The sequence below is a fragment of the Pyruvatibacter mobilis genome, from assembly GCF_012848855.1.
In the GTDB taxonomy this organism is placed as follows: domain Bacteria; phylum Pseudomonadota; class Alphaproteobacteria; order CGMCC-115125; family CGMCC-115125; genus Pyruvatibacter; species Pyruvatibacter mobilis.
Genome location: NZ_CP051630.1, coordinates 1,483,610 through 1,498,379, shown reverse-complemented (window position 1 = coordinate 1,498,379; position 14,770 = coordinate 1,483,610). Strand labels below are relative to the sequence as shown.

Genomic DNA, 14,770 nt, shown 5'->3' with positions numbered 1-14,770 from the left:
GCAATTCAGCCATGATCAAATGGCCGTCAGATGATTGTCGAAGGCCCCGCCGCTCTGTCCGGTTTCGTGGATGTCATTACTCTGCGCATCAATTTCCCGGACCGCGCCGGTGCCGGAGGTGAGGACGAACCGGCCCGGCATGCCCGCCGCCGCCACGCCGCAGCAATCCGCAAGCCGCACCGTCGTCGCATAGCGGCGTGTGACGGCGTCGAACAGCACCGCCATCCCGCCGCGCGGCGACGTGGCAGCCAGATAGTGCCCGGCCACGTCAAACGCGACGCTGCCGCAATAGCCCTTCATCCGCGCCAGTTCCGCGTCGGGCAGGGGCAGGGGCGTGAGGTAGGTGTCCCCGGGCCGCGCCAGCGCCACCAACTGCGGCTGCTCCATCCGCGCGCCCTCGAACTGCATCCCCACGGCCACCAGCCCGTCCGGTGCGATGGTGAGGTGGCGGATGCTGAGCTGGTGCCATTCAGGCGGCATGACCGCCTGCCCGGTGAGGCTGCCCGTCCGGCGGTCAATGAAGACGAGGCTCGGGGCCATGCTGTCGATGTTGAGCTTGAGCCGCGGCATGTCCGGATGGGTGGCGATGCCCCCGTTTGCGACCGCCAGTGTCACCCCGTCCGGCATCAGCCGCAGTTCATGCGGCCCGGTGCCGTGCGACGCAAATTCACCAAGGCGCGTGCCGTTATCCTTCAGGTCGTAGACGCCGATAACGCCGGTCTCCGCGTCGCCCGTCTCTGCGTCATAGTCATTCTCGGTCGTGTAAAGCAGCCGCCCGTCCGGCGAGAACGCCGCGTGCCCATAGAAGTGCCGGCCCGCCGCCGCACTGATCTCGGCAAGAGGCGCAAGATCATCGCCGGACAGGACATGGAGATACCGCCCCGGCCGCCGCGCGGCAGCCGCCAGCAGCCTGCCGTCAGCACTTGCCGCGATGGCGTGCGGCCGCCCCGGCATATCGGCCTGCGCCAGCACCCTGCCACGCGCGTCTATCAGTGCCAGCGCGAAGTCGCCCGTCTCCCGCCGCAACCCGCTGACGAAGCGGCGCGGCGCATCATCTGCTGCCAGCGCGCGCAGGGGCAGAAGCTGCGGTGCCAGCAGCACTGCACCTGCCGCCGCCAGAAAGTGCCGCCGGTCAGTCACCATCGAGCGAATTGAATCCCACGCTCAGCCCCAGCGCCTCCGCCAGCCGCGTGCCGACGATCTGCCGCAGGGCGCGCAACTGCGTGGCCAGGTGCGCCACCTTCTTGCGCTCTTCTGCGTCAGTCACAGCATCCGCCAGGGGCAGGGCAATGCTGTCTGCCGTCGCCCGCGTCTTGCTGAAGGCCTTCTCCATCAGCGGGGCAAGCGCCGTATCGGTCACGCTCTGGCCCGCCAGCGCTGCCAGGCCGGTTCCATCCGGACCCTGATAAAGCGCTTCAAGCGCTGCGAGATTGGTGCGGATCGTGTCTAGCGCGGCCTCCGGGGCGACACCCTCGACATGGCTGGGCCGGGCGTCCGCGGGTGTCTTGCCCAGTGCCGGTTCGATCTTCAGCGCCAGGATGCGGCTCAGCTCATCATGCAGGCTCTTGAACAGGGCCAGCGTCGCGTCCGCATGATCCTCGAAGGGCAGGGCTCCGGTGCCCGGCGTGGTGAAGGCTGCAAGATAGGGCGTGTTGCCGCCGGTCCACTCATCGCGGATGGCACTCGTCATCCGCGCCACATTCCCGGCAATCGCCTGCGCCAGGTCACAGCGCGGCGTCCCCGGTGCGGCACTGTCGTCACCGTTGAACAACGCGTCCAGCGCCGGCACGCCCTGAACGGCGAAGGACTGGCGCGCGACATCCATGCCGCCACCAGCTTCCTCAGCCTTGGCAAGCGCGGAGGACAGGGCGTCCGCCACCTTGCCGCGCGCCTGCGGCCAGAAATTGATCCGCAGGCTGCGCATCCCCAGTTCGGCGGGTCCGAACCGCAGATGCTCGGCCCCGGCCCAGCTGCGTCGGAACGCCGCCAGCGCCTGCCGGGCATCCGCCAGCGGCGCGTCTGCCGCGCAATAACTGTCCGTCACGGCAGCCAGTGCCGTCCCGGCCTCTGCCAGCGCGTCATAAGCGGGCAGGATGTGGCCCTCGGCCACGGCTGCATTGACCGAGGCATAATCCGCCGCGCGGGCAGGGGTGGCGAGGCACAGGAGCGCGGCGAGGCCCGTTGCAAAAACTGCCGCCAGTCCCTGCCGCCTAGAGTGAATTGATGAACGCAAGAAGCGCCTCCCTGTCCTCGGCGGGCATCGCCGCCACATTGTCGCGGGCGGCCTGTGCTTCGCCGCCATGCCACAGAATGGCTTCAAGCACATTCCGCGCCCGGCCGTCATGCAACAGCAATGTATGCCCGCTGACGGCCTCCGTCAGCCCGATGCCCCAGAGCGGCTGCGTGCGCCATTCCTGCCCGCTCGCGGCCCCCTCCGGCCGGTTGTCCGCCAGCCCCGGCCCCATGTCATGCAGCAGCATGTCCGAATAGGGCCAGATGAGCTGGAAGGACTGTTCCTCGCCGATGGCATCGCGCCGGGTCACGAATTTGGGCGTGTGGCAGCTGATGCATCCGCTCTCGTAGAACAGCTTCTTGCCTGCCAGCACCTGCGGGTCATCTACGTCGCGCCGGGCCGGCACGGCGAGATTGCGGCTGTAGAACACCACCCGCTCGAACATGTCGTCCGTCGCTTCGGTGACCGTGCCGTCGCGTGTGCCGCCATGGGGGGCGTCCCGGCAGCCGTCCTGTGCGCCTTCCCGGCAATCGCCGTAATGGGTGCGGAAGAGGGGAGTGGAAATGCCGATATCGCCATGGAACGCGGCAGCCGATTGCTGCGCAACGCTCGGCTCGCCCGCCTTCCAGCCGAACCGCCCGAGCTCAACCTCGCCGGTCTCGTGGTTGAAGGCCCAGTTGGGCTGGCCTGAAATCCCGTCACCGTCTTTGTCCTCCGGGTCCGCGCCAGCAAGAACGTCCTCGGCGCGAATGGCCTCGAGCAGCCCGAGCCCGATCATTGGCGACGCGACGCGCGGCGACAGCATCACGTCCGGATGCATCGGCCCGTATTTCAGATTGACCGCCTCATAGACCGGCCGCCGCAGCTTCACCTCGGTCCCGTCGCCCAGGGTGACGGTCTCTTCCTCATAGGTGACTTTCATGTCGCCTTCGGCGTCATGACCCTGGATCGAGAAATTCTGAAGCTGGCCGCCATAGGCCGGATCGGGAATGACGCTTGCGAGATAGGTCGCAAGCGCGGTCCGGTCGTCTTCCGTCTGCGGCGGAATGGAGAGGCGCAGGAACATGGAGACCGGCGTTTCCCCCGCCGCAGGCGGATGGCCACGCCCGTCCTTCAGATGGCAGCGCTGACACGAGCGCGCATTGAACAGGGGACCCAGCCCGTCGGACGATTGGGTGGAACTTGGCGACGACACCCAGATCTTCTTGAAGATGCCATTGCCGACCCGGAAATCGAGTTGCCGCTCGAAGGGCATGTTGGCGGATGGCTGGGAGAAGGCGTCCCTGTTCGGGTGCTTGAAGCTGGTGGCGGCGCCGCCCGGCCGCGTTTCGAACGGTTCGGGCGCGGAGAAATCCGTCGCAGGCGCCGTGACCCTGGCGACCCGGGCCGCCTCTCCGGCATCACGGGCGGCAACAGGCGTGACCGCCGCACCGAGAAACACTGCACAAACAGCAATGGCCCCGCCGGCAAGGGCAGGGCCACGCATCATCATTGTGCGGAAGAGGCGGCCAGCCGGAAGCTGAAAGACGAAACGCGTCCTGACACTCACCGGCTGGCCTTTCTTCTCACTGTCTTACTCGAACACCGCTTCGGGGGCATCGAGGCTGTCGGAGCCCTCAAAGGCGATCGGCTCAAGGCCGAGCACCGCAACGGCACCTTCGATGTCGCGGGTCTGCGCGGTCAGGCCGTCGATGGCGGCCTGGACCACGGCGTTGCCCGCCTCATTGCCTTCGCCGATCATCTGATCATAGGCCTCGCCATTGTCAGCGCGGTCTTTCAGCGCACCCATGGCTGCCATCGTTGCATCGAGGCTCGCCACCAGCGCCTTGTCGGCCTCGCCATTCTTGGCGGCCACGAGGTCGGACACCGACGCACCGTCAACCACCGACCCGTCAATGCGGGTGTAGCGGCCGCGATAGGCATTCACGATGCCCAGCGCGTCGTAATAATGGCTGTTGTGGGTGTTGTCGGCGAAGCAGTCATGCTCCTCCTCCGGATCATGCAACAGCAGGCCGAGCTGCATGCGCTCACCGGCAAGCTCGCCATAGGAGAGGCTGCCCATGCCGGTCAGGATGCGGGCCACACCGGCATCCGCGCCCTCGGCGGTAAGGTCGGCGCGCGCGTCGCCCTCAGGGCCCCAGGCTGAGGCCATCCACTCAAGGTCGTCCACGAGCAGGTGCGTGGCGGTCAGCAGATATTCGCCGCGGCGCGCGCAATTTCCATTGGTGCAGTCGTCACCCTTGGCGTAGTCCGTCCACGGACGGTCACCGGCACCCGGTCCGGTCCCGTTCAGGTCCTGACCCCAGAGCAGGAATTCGACCGCGTGATACCCCGTTGCCACATTGGCTTCCACGCCGCCCAGCTCGTGCAGCGTCTCCGCCAGCAGCGCTGCGTCGATGGTGGAGGCATCCACCGTCTCGCCGCTGAGGGTCAGCTCCGCATTGGCGATCACATTGGCCGCATAGGCCGCGTTGTCGCCGGAAGACGTGCCGTAGGACGCATCCACATAGTCGATGAGGCCTTCATCCAGCGGCCAGGCATTCACCTTGCCTTCCCAGTCATCCACGATCGGATTGCCGAAGCGATAGACTTCCGTCTGCATGTAGGGCACGCGGGAGGCGAGCCACGCCTCACGGGCAGCGGTCATCGTCTCGGCGGACGGATCGGCGACCAGCGCCTCGACAGCGGTCTCCAGCTGCTTGGCGAGCGTGACGGAATCCTCATAGCCCGCCTGGGCGATATCCGCGTAGGTGTCCAGCACGGCATCCTTGCCGGGTGCATCACCCTGCGCGGCATGGGCCATGGCCGGTGCCAGTGCAAACGCACTGGCTGCGATGGCGATCAAATGTGTCTTCATGAAATGTCTCCCGACTGTGCCTTAAGGGGCTGAAAAGGGAAGGGTGTAGGTGAGGAGAGCGCCAACCGTGTTGGAATCCGAATTGGACTCCTCGGTGTGCTTGTAGCCGATGTCCAGCGCCAGCCCGTTGTCGAAGGCGTAGCCGCCGGAGACCTGGAACTGGTTGTCATCCACGTCGCCGGCCCCGGCCGGGTCGATGGTGCGGATGGTGTCGGACACGGCGATGTTCCACGGCCCGTGCACGAGGGCCGCACCGAGGGTGATGTAATCTCGGTCCTCGGCGATGCCGCCGGCGTCGGACTGATGGACATACTCGACCACCGGTCCAAGCACCGTGTCCTCGCCGATCTCGAACTCACCATAGAGCGCCGCGGCGATGCCGAATTCGTCTTCCGGGTTGCCGGTGCCGCCTTCCTGGCTCTCAAAGCCCAGATGGTAGGCAAGGCCGGGCACCACGATGCCGAGATCACCGTCCAGCGCCACCGCGAAGGACGAGAAGTCTTCCGTGTTGCTGACACCGCCGGACGACTTCCGGTTGCGTGGCCGCTCGGTAATCAGGGATTCAGACAGGAAGCTGGTGTCGGCGAAGAAGGTGGAGGCAGTGATGGTGTGCAGCCCCGTCTCGTCATTGCCGAGGGTAACGCTGCCGCCCAGGCCGATCCGTTCGGTCAGCTCGTAGTCTTCGGCCAGATCCGTGCCATAGACGCCAGGGGCAATGTCCCATGCCACCCCGAAGGCCGGATTTATCTTGCCGCCGAACAGCGAAAAGCTGTCGGTCGCGTATTGCAGGAACAGGGTTTCGACGAACAGGCCCTCATCCTCGAAGAAGCGGTCGTCGCGCGGGTCCGGGTCCAGCACAGGCTCCAGCACAAGGCCTGCCTCGATGGAAAACTCCTCCGTGAACCGAACACTCACCGCAGGTTCGATCGTCGTGTAGAGGTCGTTCAGCTCCGCGTCCCGGTCATCGGAATCGTAGGTGTAATCGTTCTGGATCTCGATCGGGATCTCGCCCTTAATGCGCGGAAAGCTGTCTTCCGCAAGGGCGGGGGCTGTGAGGCAGGTTGTGGCCACGAGCGCGGTCATGGTCCTGGCGATGGCGGAAAGTTGTGGCAAGGCAAAGCCCCCATTGGTGTTTGTTGTTGGTCGCCGCCTCCGAAACGCGGAAGCAGTATGAAAAGTCCCCAGCCGGGTGCTGCTTCTAATATAAATGCGACTTATTTGCAATTGCGCTTTTCCGCCGCAGCCCCGGCAAATCCGTTGTTGAGAATTGGACGCAAACCATGGAAGATGCGGGGTTACAGGGGCACATTTTCAACATCGGTACGGCTGCGTAGCTGCCGCCCATAGGGCGCACATACTCAGGCAAAGCCATATGTCATCGATTGGAGTGCCACCCATTCCGGCGGCCAATTCTATTTTCCTGCGTGATCGTCTCCGGGCGGAGACCCGTCCGGCGCATGACGCGCTGGATACGCGCCTTGCCCATGTCGACGTTTCATCCGTGGACGGACTGGCAGTGTTCCTGCGCATGCAGGCGCGCGCCCTTGGCGTCCTGTCCGAATGCGATGCGGGAAACATCAGCAAGCTGATGATCGTGGATCTTGCGCACCGTGCCCGGACGGACCTTGCGGTGCTGGGCCATCAGGTGCCGCCCGTTGCTGTCCCGCCTGTTGATGCTGCCCGGCTTCACCCGGATGCCGTGGATTACGTGCTGGCCGGGTCCCGCCTCGGCAACGCGATGCTGAAGAAGCGCTGGCGCAGCAGCACGCAGCCGGACGTCCGGCACGCCGCGGCCTTCTTCACGGCGCCGGATTATCTGGATGTGTGGAAAACATTCTGCACCGGTGCGGGCAGGGGTGACGCCCGCCTGCCGGGCAATGAAACCATCGTGACGGACGCCCGCGCCGTCTTCGCCCTGTTCAGCCATTACGCCGCCGATGCGGCCGAAGAGAAAGTGCCTGCCCTTGCGTGACCCCGATCCCACTCTCGCCGGTGAACCGGTGGACCTCAGCAATTGTGACCGGGAACCGATCCACATTCTCGGCCACGTGCAGGATTTCGGCTGCCTGGTCGCGGTCTCCGCCGACTGGATCATCGCCCATGCCTCCACAAATTGTGCTGACAAGCTGGGCTTCGATGCGGAAGCGATGATCGGCGCGCCTTTCGGCGACATCTTCCCCAGCGGCCTCGCCCATGATCTGCGCACCCGCATGCAGACGCTCGCCAACCAGAATGCGTCAGCCCGCCTGTTCAGCTATCCGGTCTTCGGCGATGGCCGGCGCTTCGATGTGTCGATCCATGCGTCCGGCCACCTCACGGTGCTCGAGTTCGAGCCCCGCGCCGACGAACCCGGCGACAGGGACGACGCAGCTCAGGTGCAGGGCCTGATCGCCCGCGTGGCGCGCCACGACGAGATGGAAAGCATGGCGCGGGAAGCCGCCCGCGGCCTCAAGCTCCTTTGCGGCTTCGACCGGGTGATGGTCTACCGCTTCGAGGAAGACGACACGGGCACGGTGATCGCCGAAGCCGCGGGCCCCGGCATGGAGTCGTTCCTCGGCCTGCGCTATCCCGCGAGCGACATTCCCAAGCAGGCGCGCGCACTTTACTGCCGCAATATGCTCCGGCTCATCGCGGATGTGGACGGGGCCATCCATCCCATCATTCCCGACGTGATGCCCAATGGCGACCGGCTGGACCTGTCGCTGTCGGTCGCCCGCGCCGTGTCGCCCATCCACCTGGAATATCTGCGCAACATGGGGGTAGGGGCCTCCATGTCGGTCTCGATCCTGCGCCAGGGCAAGTTGTGGGGCCTGTTTGCCTGCCACCACAACACGCCGCGCTATATCGATTTTGAAAAGCGGAGCGCCGTGGAGCTGTTCGGCCAGCTGTTCAACTATGAGCTTGCCCAGCTCGAAATGAACGAGGAACTTCAGCAGGCGGACAAATCCCGGGCCCTGCATGACCGGCTGATGGTGAAGGTCTCCAGCGGCGTTGATCTCGCCACCACGCTGGACACCATCGGCGCGGACATCGAAGAGGTCATCGATTTCGACGGCATCTCGATCTATTCCAACGGCCATTATGTTGCCCAGGGCCCCGCGCCGACGGCAGAGGAGTTCGCAGGGCTTGCCCGCTTCCTCAACACCACCCAGGCCGGCCACATCTATTCCACTGACTGCATCTCCGCCCGCTATGCCAAGGGCGATGATTTCGTCGAGCGCGCCGCCGGTATGCTGGCGCTGCCCATCTCCCGCCAGCCGCGCGATTACATCGTGCTTTTCCGCCGCGAACTGGTGCAGACGGTGTCCTGGGCCGGCAATCCGGACAAGCCCGTCGAGATCGGCCCGCATGGCTCGCGCCTCACCCCGCGCAAGAGCTTTGAGGCCTGGCAGGAAGTGGTGCGCGGCCGCTGCGCGCCATGGACCCGCGCCGAGAGGCGTGCGGCTGATGCCCTGCGTGTGACCCTGCTCGAAGTGGTGCTCAAGATCGCCGACGAGACCAATGCGGTCCGCAAGCGGGCGCAGGAGCAGCAGGAACTGCTGATCGCCGAGCTCAACCACCGTGTGCGCAATATCCTCAATCTGATCCGCAGCATCGTCGCCCAGGGGCGCGGGTCCGGCGTGTCGATCGACGAATATTGCCGGGTGCTGGACAACCGGATCTATGCCCTGGCCCGCGCCCATGATCAGCTGACGGGCACCAAGTGGTCATGGGTGTCGCTGCGCTCCCTCATCGACAACGAAATCACCGCGTTCCTCATGGAGCGCGCCGCGCGCGTCTCCGTCGTCGGCGACGACGTGGACCTGTCGCCGTCCGCCTTCACCTGCCTGGCGCTGGTCGTGCATGAACTTGTCACGAACTCGGCCAAATATGGGGCGCTGAGCAATGAGACAGGGACCGTGGACATGGCCATTGCCCGCCGCCCCGATGGGCGCCTGTCCATCACCTGGCGCGAGAAGGGCGGGCCTGCGGTCAACGCGCCGACCCGGCGCGGCTTCGGCACCACCATCATCGAGCGGTCCGTGCCGTTCGAGCTCAAGGGTGAAGTGGATGTGCGGTTCAAGGTTACGGGCATGGAGGCCGATTTCGTGATCCCGGAAAGTTATGTGCGGGAAGGCGCGGCCACGTCCGCCGGCACGGTGGCGGCGGACGAGGAAGCCGCTGTCGATGTGCGTCTGGACGGCCCCGCGCTCGTGGTGGAAGACAATCTCATCATCGCGATGGATGCGTCCGACATGTTGGGCGATCTGGGTGCCGAGCCTGTGATCACCGCCAGCCGCGTCTCGGACGCGCTGCGGGAGCTGGACGCCCACGAGTTCACCTTCGCCCTGCTTGACGTGAATCTTGGCGAGGAGACGTCCGCCGCCGTCGCCCGGGCCTGTGCGGAGCGCGGCATCCTCACGCTCATGGCCACGGGCTACGGGGCCGAGGAGGCAGCGGTGGAAGACCTGCCCGACCTGCCAACCCTGCAGAAGCCCTATACCAGCGAGCATCTGAAATCGGCCATCGGCAAGGCGCAGAAGGCCGCCCGCGGCAAGTAGGCCCCTGAAGTGGGGATGGAAGCGCAGCTGAAGGCCAGCCGGGCTGACGTAAATGTGAGTGACTGAAGCGCGCTTCATCTTGCCCGCGTACGCCAAATGACCTATGGTCATTTCAATGCGACGCGCTGGCCGGAGAAAGGATTCGCTCCCCGGCCGAGCTGGAACGTGCCGGGTGCCCTTGTGGGGCAGCCCGTTTCGGGAGGGATCCGCCCCATGATCAATCTGACCATCAATGGTAAACCGGTGTCGCTGGATGTCGACCCGGAAATGCCAATCCTCTGGGTTGTCCGTGAAGAATTGCAGATGACCGGCACCAAGTTCGGCTGCGGCATCGCCGCCTGCGGAGCCTGCACGGTGCATCTGGACGGTGAACCCATCCGCGCCTGCTCGACGCCCATCGAGGCTGCCGAGGGAGCTGAGATCACCACCATCGAGGGCCTGTCTGATCCGGACGGCGCGCTGAGCAAGGTCCAGCAGGCCTGGATCGACGCCCAGGTGCCGCAATGCGGCTACTGCCAGTCGGGCCAGCTCATGTCCGCCGCAGCCTTGCTGCGCGATAACCCCAACCCGAGTGACGACGACATCGACGCTGCAATGTCAGGCAATATCTGCCGCTGCGGCACCTACACACGCATCCGCGCGGCCATCAAGGCCGCCGCGCGCGCCTGAACCGGGAGGGTCCTTCCATGAACAAGTGGTCCCGTCGCGCCTTTATCGGCGCTGGTGTGGCAGGCGGCGCAGCCCTGGTCGTGGGCGTTGCCATCCGGCCGGGCAATCCCGTCGACAGCCTGGCGAAGGACGCCGCCGTCGAGGGTGAGCAGCTGATCAATGCCTGGGTGAAGATCGGCGAAGACAATGTGGTGACGGCGATCACGCCGCACACCGAAATGGGGCAGGGCGCACTCTCCACCCTGGCCCAGATGCTGGCCGACGAAATGGACGCCGACTGGGACAAGGTCGAGGTCATGTCCGCCCCGGCCAATGGCGACTATGTCTCCTCCGAGATGGCCCGCCTGTTCGTCGCGCCCGATCTTGATGTCGGCGCCTGGCTTGAGCCCACCGTGGACGGGGTGTTCAAGAACCTGTCCTACATGATGGATCTCTATCTCACCGGCGGCAGCTTCTCGATCCGCTCCACCGGCCAGCGCGGCATGCGCGTGGCGGGTGCCGCAGCCCGGGAAATGCTGGTGGCCGCCGCCGCCGACGCGTGGGACGTCCCGGCAGGCGAGATCACCACCGAGAAGAGCCGTCTCTACCACAAGGCCAGCGGCAAGTCGGCGGACTATGCGGACTTCGCCGTCGCCGCTGCCGATCAGAGCCTGCCCGCCAAGCCGACCCTCAAGACGGTGGACGAGTTCAAGCTCATGGGCACCTCCGCCCAGCGCCTGGACATCCCCTCCAAGGTCAACGGCACCGCTCAATACGGCATCGACGCAACGGTGCCCGGCCAGAAGATGAAATATGCCGCCGTGCTGTCATCCCCGGTGCCCGGCGCGGTTGCCGACAGCATGGATGACGCCGAGGCCCGGTCCATGCGCGGCGTCGAGACCGTGCTCGACATGGGCAGTTTCATCGCCGTTGTGGCCGACAGCTACTGGCACGCCCAGCAGGCGGTGAACGCCGTCAGCGTCACCTATTCGCAGACGCCGACCGATGGCCTTGATCAGGCCGGCATGTTCGCGACCTTCGACAAGGCCCTGAATGATGCAGGCGCCAATGGCGGTGACACCCTGTTCGAGCAGGGCAATACGGGCCGCGCGCTGGAGAAGGCCTCGACCGTTATCGAGGCGGAGTACCAGGTGCCGTTCCTCGCCCATGCCTGCATGGAGCCGATGAACTGCACCGTGTGGATCCGCGACGGCAAGGCGGATTTCTGGCTCGGCACCCAGGCACCCCTGCGCTGCCGCACGGCCGCAGCCGATATTCTCGACATCGGCCTTGATGACATCACCATCCACATGCAGCAGATGGGCGGCGGCTTCGGGCGGCGTTCGGCCACCGACATGGTGGAGATGGCAGCCCGCGTGGCAAAGGAGGTGGGCGGCGGCCCGCTCAAGCTCATCTGGTCGCGCGAGGAAGACATCCAGAAGGCGGCCTACCGCAACGCCACCACCAGCCGCTTCCGCGGCGGGCTGGACGAGGCTGGCAAGCCGGTGGCCTGGGACAATGTGTTCCTCTTCCACAACGACCCGGCGGACGCGTCCTTCGTCTCCTATTACGACACCGGCAGCCAGCATATCCGTGCCCTGAGCGACGTGGACCTGCCGCTGCCGTTCTGGGCCTGGCGGTCGGTGGACCACTCCCAGCACGGCTTCTTCGTGGAGTCCTTCGTGGACGAGATGGCCCAGGCCGCCGGCAAGGACCCGGTGGAGTTCCGCCTGTCGATGCTCGGCAATTCGCCGAGGTTCGCCACCGTGCTGAAGAAGGCTGCCGCCATGGCGGACTGGGGCAGTGCCCAGCCCGCGGGCCATGGCCGCGGCGTGGCACTGGTGCGCTCCTTCAACACCATCGTCGCCATGGTGGCGGAAGTGGACATGACCAGGGGCGCTCCCCGCGTGCGCAAGGTCTTCTGCTGTGCTGATCCGGGCTATGCCATGAACCCGGACGGCTTCACCGCCCAGATGGAAGGCGGCATCATCTACGGTCTCACCGCCGCCCTGCACGGCGAGATCAGCATCCGCAACGGCGCCGTGGAACAGAGCAATTTCCACGACTACGAAATGGTGCGCATGGATGAGGCACCGGACATCGTGGTGGAGATCATCAACGGCAATCCGGAAGACATCGGCGGCGGCGGCGAGCCGGGCACACCGCCCATCGCCCCGGCGGTCGCCAACGCGATCTTCAATGCCACGGGCGTCCGCCCGCGCAAGCTGCCCCTGTCCGGCCAGTCTTTCTCCGTCTGACGGGGATCGGTCTGACGGGCTACGAGCCCAAAAATCATCCCGCCCGCCGTTAGCCGGCGCGGCGGGATGATGCGTTATGAGGGGCTGAGACTTAGTCCGCCGCCTGCGCCGGCATCCTTACCTGCACCCGCGTCGGCCGCTCGCCGCCCTGGCCATAAAGATTGACCTTGAGGCTGGAGATCGCGTGCACCAGCGCGTTGGGGGCGATCTTCTCGTGGCCAGTCCAGGTAATATTGGGGAAGCGGTCGAAAATACGCTCAAAGGCGAGCCGCAGCTGCATTTGCGCCACGCGGCTGCCGAGGCACTTATGCACCCCGTGGCCGAAGGCGATGTGCTTGTCCACATTGTCGCGCATCATGTCGAACCGGTCCGGGTCCGGGAAAACCTCGGGATCCCGGTTGCCCGCGCCATACCACAGCACCACCTTCTCGTCCTTGGCGATGCGCTGGCCGTTGAGCTCGGTGTCCTCCGCGGCCGTGCGCCGCATGTGCTTCACCGGCGAGATCATCCGCAGTGCTTCCTGCGACATGCGCGGGATCAGCGACGGATCGTCCAGCACCATCGCCCGCTGGTCAGGAAACTCCGTCATGAGGCGAATGGTGCCGGACAGCGAATTGCGCGACGTGTCATTGCCGGCGAAGACGATCAGCAGCCATGAGCCGTCGAGGAATTCCTGCGACAGCAATTCCCCATCAATCTTCGAATGCGCAATGATCGACAGAAGGTCCGGACGCGGATTATTGCGCCTGTCCGCCATCACCCGTTCCCCATAGGCGAACATGTCCTTCACCGCCGGGCCGAAACGGAAGGGGAAGGTGGGCTCAGACAGGAAGGTGCGCATCGGGTTGGTGGTGAACTGGGAGGCCAGCTCCAGATAGTGCATCCACTCCACGATCTTCGGCCGGTCTTCCTCTTCCACGCCGAGCATCTCGCACAGCGTGAACAGCGGCAGCTGGGTGGAGAAGAACTTCACGAAATCCACAACCGGGCCGTTGGCCTCCAGGTCGTCCAGCAGGCTGTCGATCTTGCGGCCCACCTTCTCGCGGATGCTCTCCACATAGGCGGGAATGAAAAAGTCCTTCTGCTGGATGCGCAGTTCCATGTGGTGCGGCGCATCCATGTTGATCAGCGAGTTAAGCGCCGCCGGCACCAGCTTCTCCGGCTTCCATTTTTCGCGCGGGCCGATCGCGATGTTGATGCTACCGCGCTGGGACGAGAACACGTCCGGCGCCAGTTCCACCTGCTTGATGTCGTCATAACGGCTGACGGACCAGAAGCCTGATGCCTCGCGCCCCATGGGCGACCACATCACCGGCGCCGTCTTGCGCATCTTCGCGTAGAACTCATAGGGCTGCCCGCCCGTCCACGCCGCCGGGTTCCACAGCTGGAACTCGTCCAGCATCGGATAAATCGCGTCGTTCACCGGCGTCTGCACGCCGCGATCAATCAGGATCTCATCGCTTACAAGGCGCATGTCTTTGCATCTTTGTCTGTTGCGCGGAAAGTGGCTGGGCGCCATCTGTCCGGGTGCGTGTGTCTCAAGCGTCTGGCTGAAAAAGCTAGCAACACACTCATCCCGCGGCCAGAGCGGGGCACGGATTTCACCACTAGGCAGCACCCGGCACGGAGGCGAAAAATGCCGAAAATCTCCATCCCCGACCTGCCGGCCTATAGCGGTTCCGGACCCATCACCCGCATTGCCGGCGAGCTTGGTGCGTATGAGGGGCGGGCGATTTCCGCAGCGTTCGGCATGGAAAAACTCGGGGCTGCCATCGAGACCCTGATGCCCGGCTCGGCTTCCTCCCACCGCCACTGGCATGAGCGGACGGACGAACTGGTGGTGGTGCTGGAAGGTGAAATTTTTCTTGTCGAAAATGAGGGTGAAACCCTGCTTCACCCCGGCGACATCGCCGTCTTCCCGGCGGGAATCGACAATGGGCACTGCCTGAAGAACAGATCCGACGCCCCGGCCCGCTTCCTGGTGATCGGCACCCGCGACCCCCAGGATCGCTGCATCTACCCCGATGCCGGGATTGTCATGGAGCCGGATGGGCGGCTGGTACGGACGGACGGGCGGCCGGCCGAGGGTGGCTCAAACTAGCGCGCACGCCTGACAGGGCGAGGTCTGTTGTCAGCTTGCAAGATGCGTCGCACACGAATAGTGTAATACTATAACAATAAATTATATGGTGGGCTGACGCCGCAGGGCGCGCCTATTGGATTTTACGGCAAG

Annotated in this window: 11 protein-coding genes; 5 read left to right on the top strand and 6 right to left on the bottom strand. The window is 65.2% G+C overall.

The window, feature by feature from the left end; translation table 11 throughout:
• Positions 1 to 15 precede the first annotated feature (15 nt).
• The 5 genes from HG718_RS07130 to HG718_RS07110 all read right to left on the bottom strand — a co-directional run bounded on the left by HG718_RS07130 (position 16) and on the right by HG718_RS07110 (position 6,203).
• Complete coding sequence (locus tag HG718_RS07130; RefSeq protein WP_160588018.1) at positions 16 to 1,143, bottom strand: DUF1513 domain-containing protein; 1,128 nt, start codon at positions 1,141 to 1,143, stop codon at positions 16 to 18.
• Positions 1,133 to 2,233, bottom strand: a complete 1,101-nt coding sequence (locus HG718_RS07125) for an imelysin family protein (protein WP_160588016.1) — start codon at positions 2,231 to 2,233, stop codon at positions 1,133 to 1,135. Before HG718_RS07125 ends, HG718_RS07130 begins: the two co-directional genes overlap by 11 nt.
• Positions 2,211 to 3,725 carry a di-heme oxidoreductase family protein gene (locus HG718_RS07120; protein ID WP_160588172.1) on the bottom strand — a complete coding sequence of 505 codons (1,515 nt, stop codon included), beginning with the start codon at positions 3,723 to 3,725 and terminating at the stop codon, positions 2,211 to 2,213. The genes HG718_RS07125 and HG718_RS07120 overlap by 23 nt, the downstream gene beginning before the upstream one ends.
• An 81-nt stretch (positions 3,726 to 3,806) precedes the next feature.
• Positions 3,807 to 5,090 carry an imelysin family protein gene (locus HG718_RS07115; RefSeq protein WP_160588014.1) on the bottom strand — a complete coding sequence of 428 codons (1,284 nt, stop codon included), beginning with the start codon at positions 5,088 to 5,090 and terminating at the stop codon, positions 3,807 to 3,809.
• Positions 5,091 to 5,111: 21 nt separating this feature from the next.
• Complete coding sequence (locus tag HG718_RS07110; protein WP_160588012.1) at positions 5,112 to 6,203, bottom strand: porin; 1,092 nt, start codon at positions 6,201 to 6,203, stop codon at positions 5,112 to 5,114.
• A gap of 259 nt (positions 6,204 to 6,462) precedes the next feature.
• Between HG718_RS07110 and HG718_RS07105 the strand changes: the two genes are divergently transcribed.
• From HG718_RS07105 to HG718_RS07090, 4 genes are all read left to right on the top strand, one after another.
• A complete protein-coding gene (locus HG718_RS07105; RefSeq protein ID WP_160588010.1) occupies positions 6,463 to 7,062 on the top strand; it encodes a biliverdin-producing heme oxygenase in 600 nt (199 codons plus the stop codon).
• Complete coding sequence (locus tag HG718_RS07100; protein ID WP_244617713.1) at positions 7,055 to 9,631, top strand: HWE histidine kinase domain-containing protein; 2,577 nt, start codon at positions 7,055 to 7,057, stop codon at positions 9,629 to 9,631. The genes HG718_RS07105 and HG718_RS07100 overlap by 8 nt, the downstream gene beginning before the upstream one ends.
• 213 nt (positions 9,632 to 9,844) lie before the next feature.
• Positions 9,845 to 10,300: a (2Fe-2S)-binding protein gene (locus HG718_RS07095; protein WP_027841096.1), complete on the top strand. Its 456-nt coding sequence runs from the start codon at positions 9,845 to 9,847 to the stop codon at positions 10,298 to 10,300.
• Between the two features lie 17 nt (positions 10,301 to 10,317).
• Positions 10,318 to 12,537, top strand: coding sequence for a xanthine dehydrogenase family protein molybdopterin-binding subunit (locus HG718_RS07090; protein WP_160588006.1), 2,220 nt, complete (start codon positions 10,318 to 10,320; stop codon positions 12,535 to 12,537).
• A 91-nt stretch (positions 12,538 to 12,628) separates the two neighbouring features.
• On the opposite strand, the gene HG718_RS07085 is transcribed toward HG718_RS07090, so the two are convergent.
• The gene (locus tag HG718_RS07085; RefSeq protein WP_160588004.1) at positions 12,629 to 14,011 is read right to left on the bottom strand and encodes a cytochrome P450; all 1,383 of its coding nucleotides are present in this window, start codon (positions 14,009 to 14,011) and stop codon (positions 12,629 to 12,631) included.
• A gap of 162 nt (positions 14,012 to 14,173) precedes the next feature.
• Here HG718_RS07085 and HG718_RS07080 point away from each other — a divergent pair, with 162 nt between their 5' ends.
• Entirely contained in the window at positions 14,174 to 14,638 is a 465-nt protein-coding gene (locus tag HG718_RS07080) for a cupin domain-containing protein (protein ID WP_160588002.1), read from the top strand.
• Positions 14,639 to 14,770: the final 132 nt, after the last annotated feature.

What these genes read in the sequence shown, in the direction of transcription:
- HG718_RS07130 (WP_160588018.1), bottom strand. Translation starts at nt 1,143, where the DNA reads ATGGTGACTGACCGGCGGCACTTTCTGGCGGCGGCAGGTGCAGTGCTG.
- HG718_RS07120 (WP_160588172.1), bottom strand. Translation starts at nt 3,725, where the DNA reads ATGATGATGCGTGGCCCTGCCCTTGCCGGCGGGGCCATTGCTGTTTGT.
- HG718_RS07115 (WP_160588014.1), bottom strand. Translation starts at nt 5,090, where the DNA reads ATGAAGACACATTTGATCGCCATCGCAGCCAGTGCGTTTGCACTGGCA.
- HG718_RS07105 (WP_160588010.1), top strand. Translation starts at nt 6,463, where the DNA reads ATGTCATCGATTGGAGTGCCACCCATTCCGGCGGCCAATTCTATTTTC.
- HG718_RS07095 (WP_027841096.1), top strand. Translation starts at nt 9,845, where the DNA reads ATGATCAATCTGACCATCAATGGTAAACCGGTGTCGCTGGATGTCGAC.
- HG718_RS07090 (WP_160588006.1), top strand. Translation starts at nt 10,318, where the DNA reads ATGAACAAGTGGTCCCGTCGCGCCTTTATCGGCGCTGGTGTGGCAGGC.
- HG718_RS07085 (WP_160588004.1), bottom strand. Translation starts at nt 14,011, where the DNA reads ATGCGCCTTGTAAGCGATGAGATCCTGATTGATCGCGGCGTGCAGACG.
- HG718_RS07080 (WP_160588002.1), top strand. Translation starts at nt 14,174, where the DNA reads ATGCCGAAAATCTCCATCCCCGACCTGCCGGCCTATAGCGGTTCCGGA.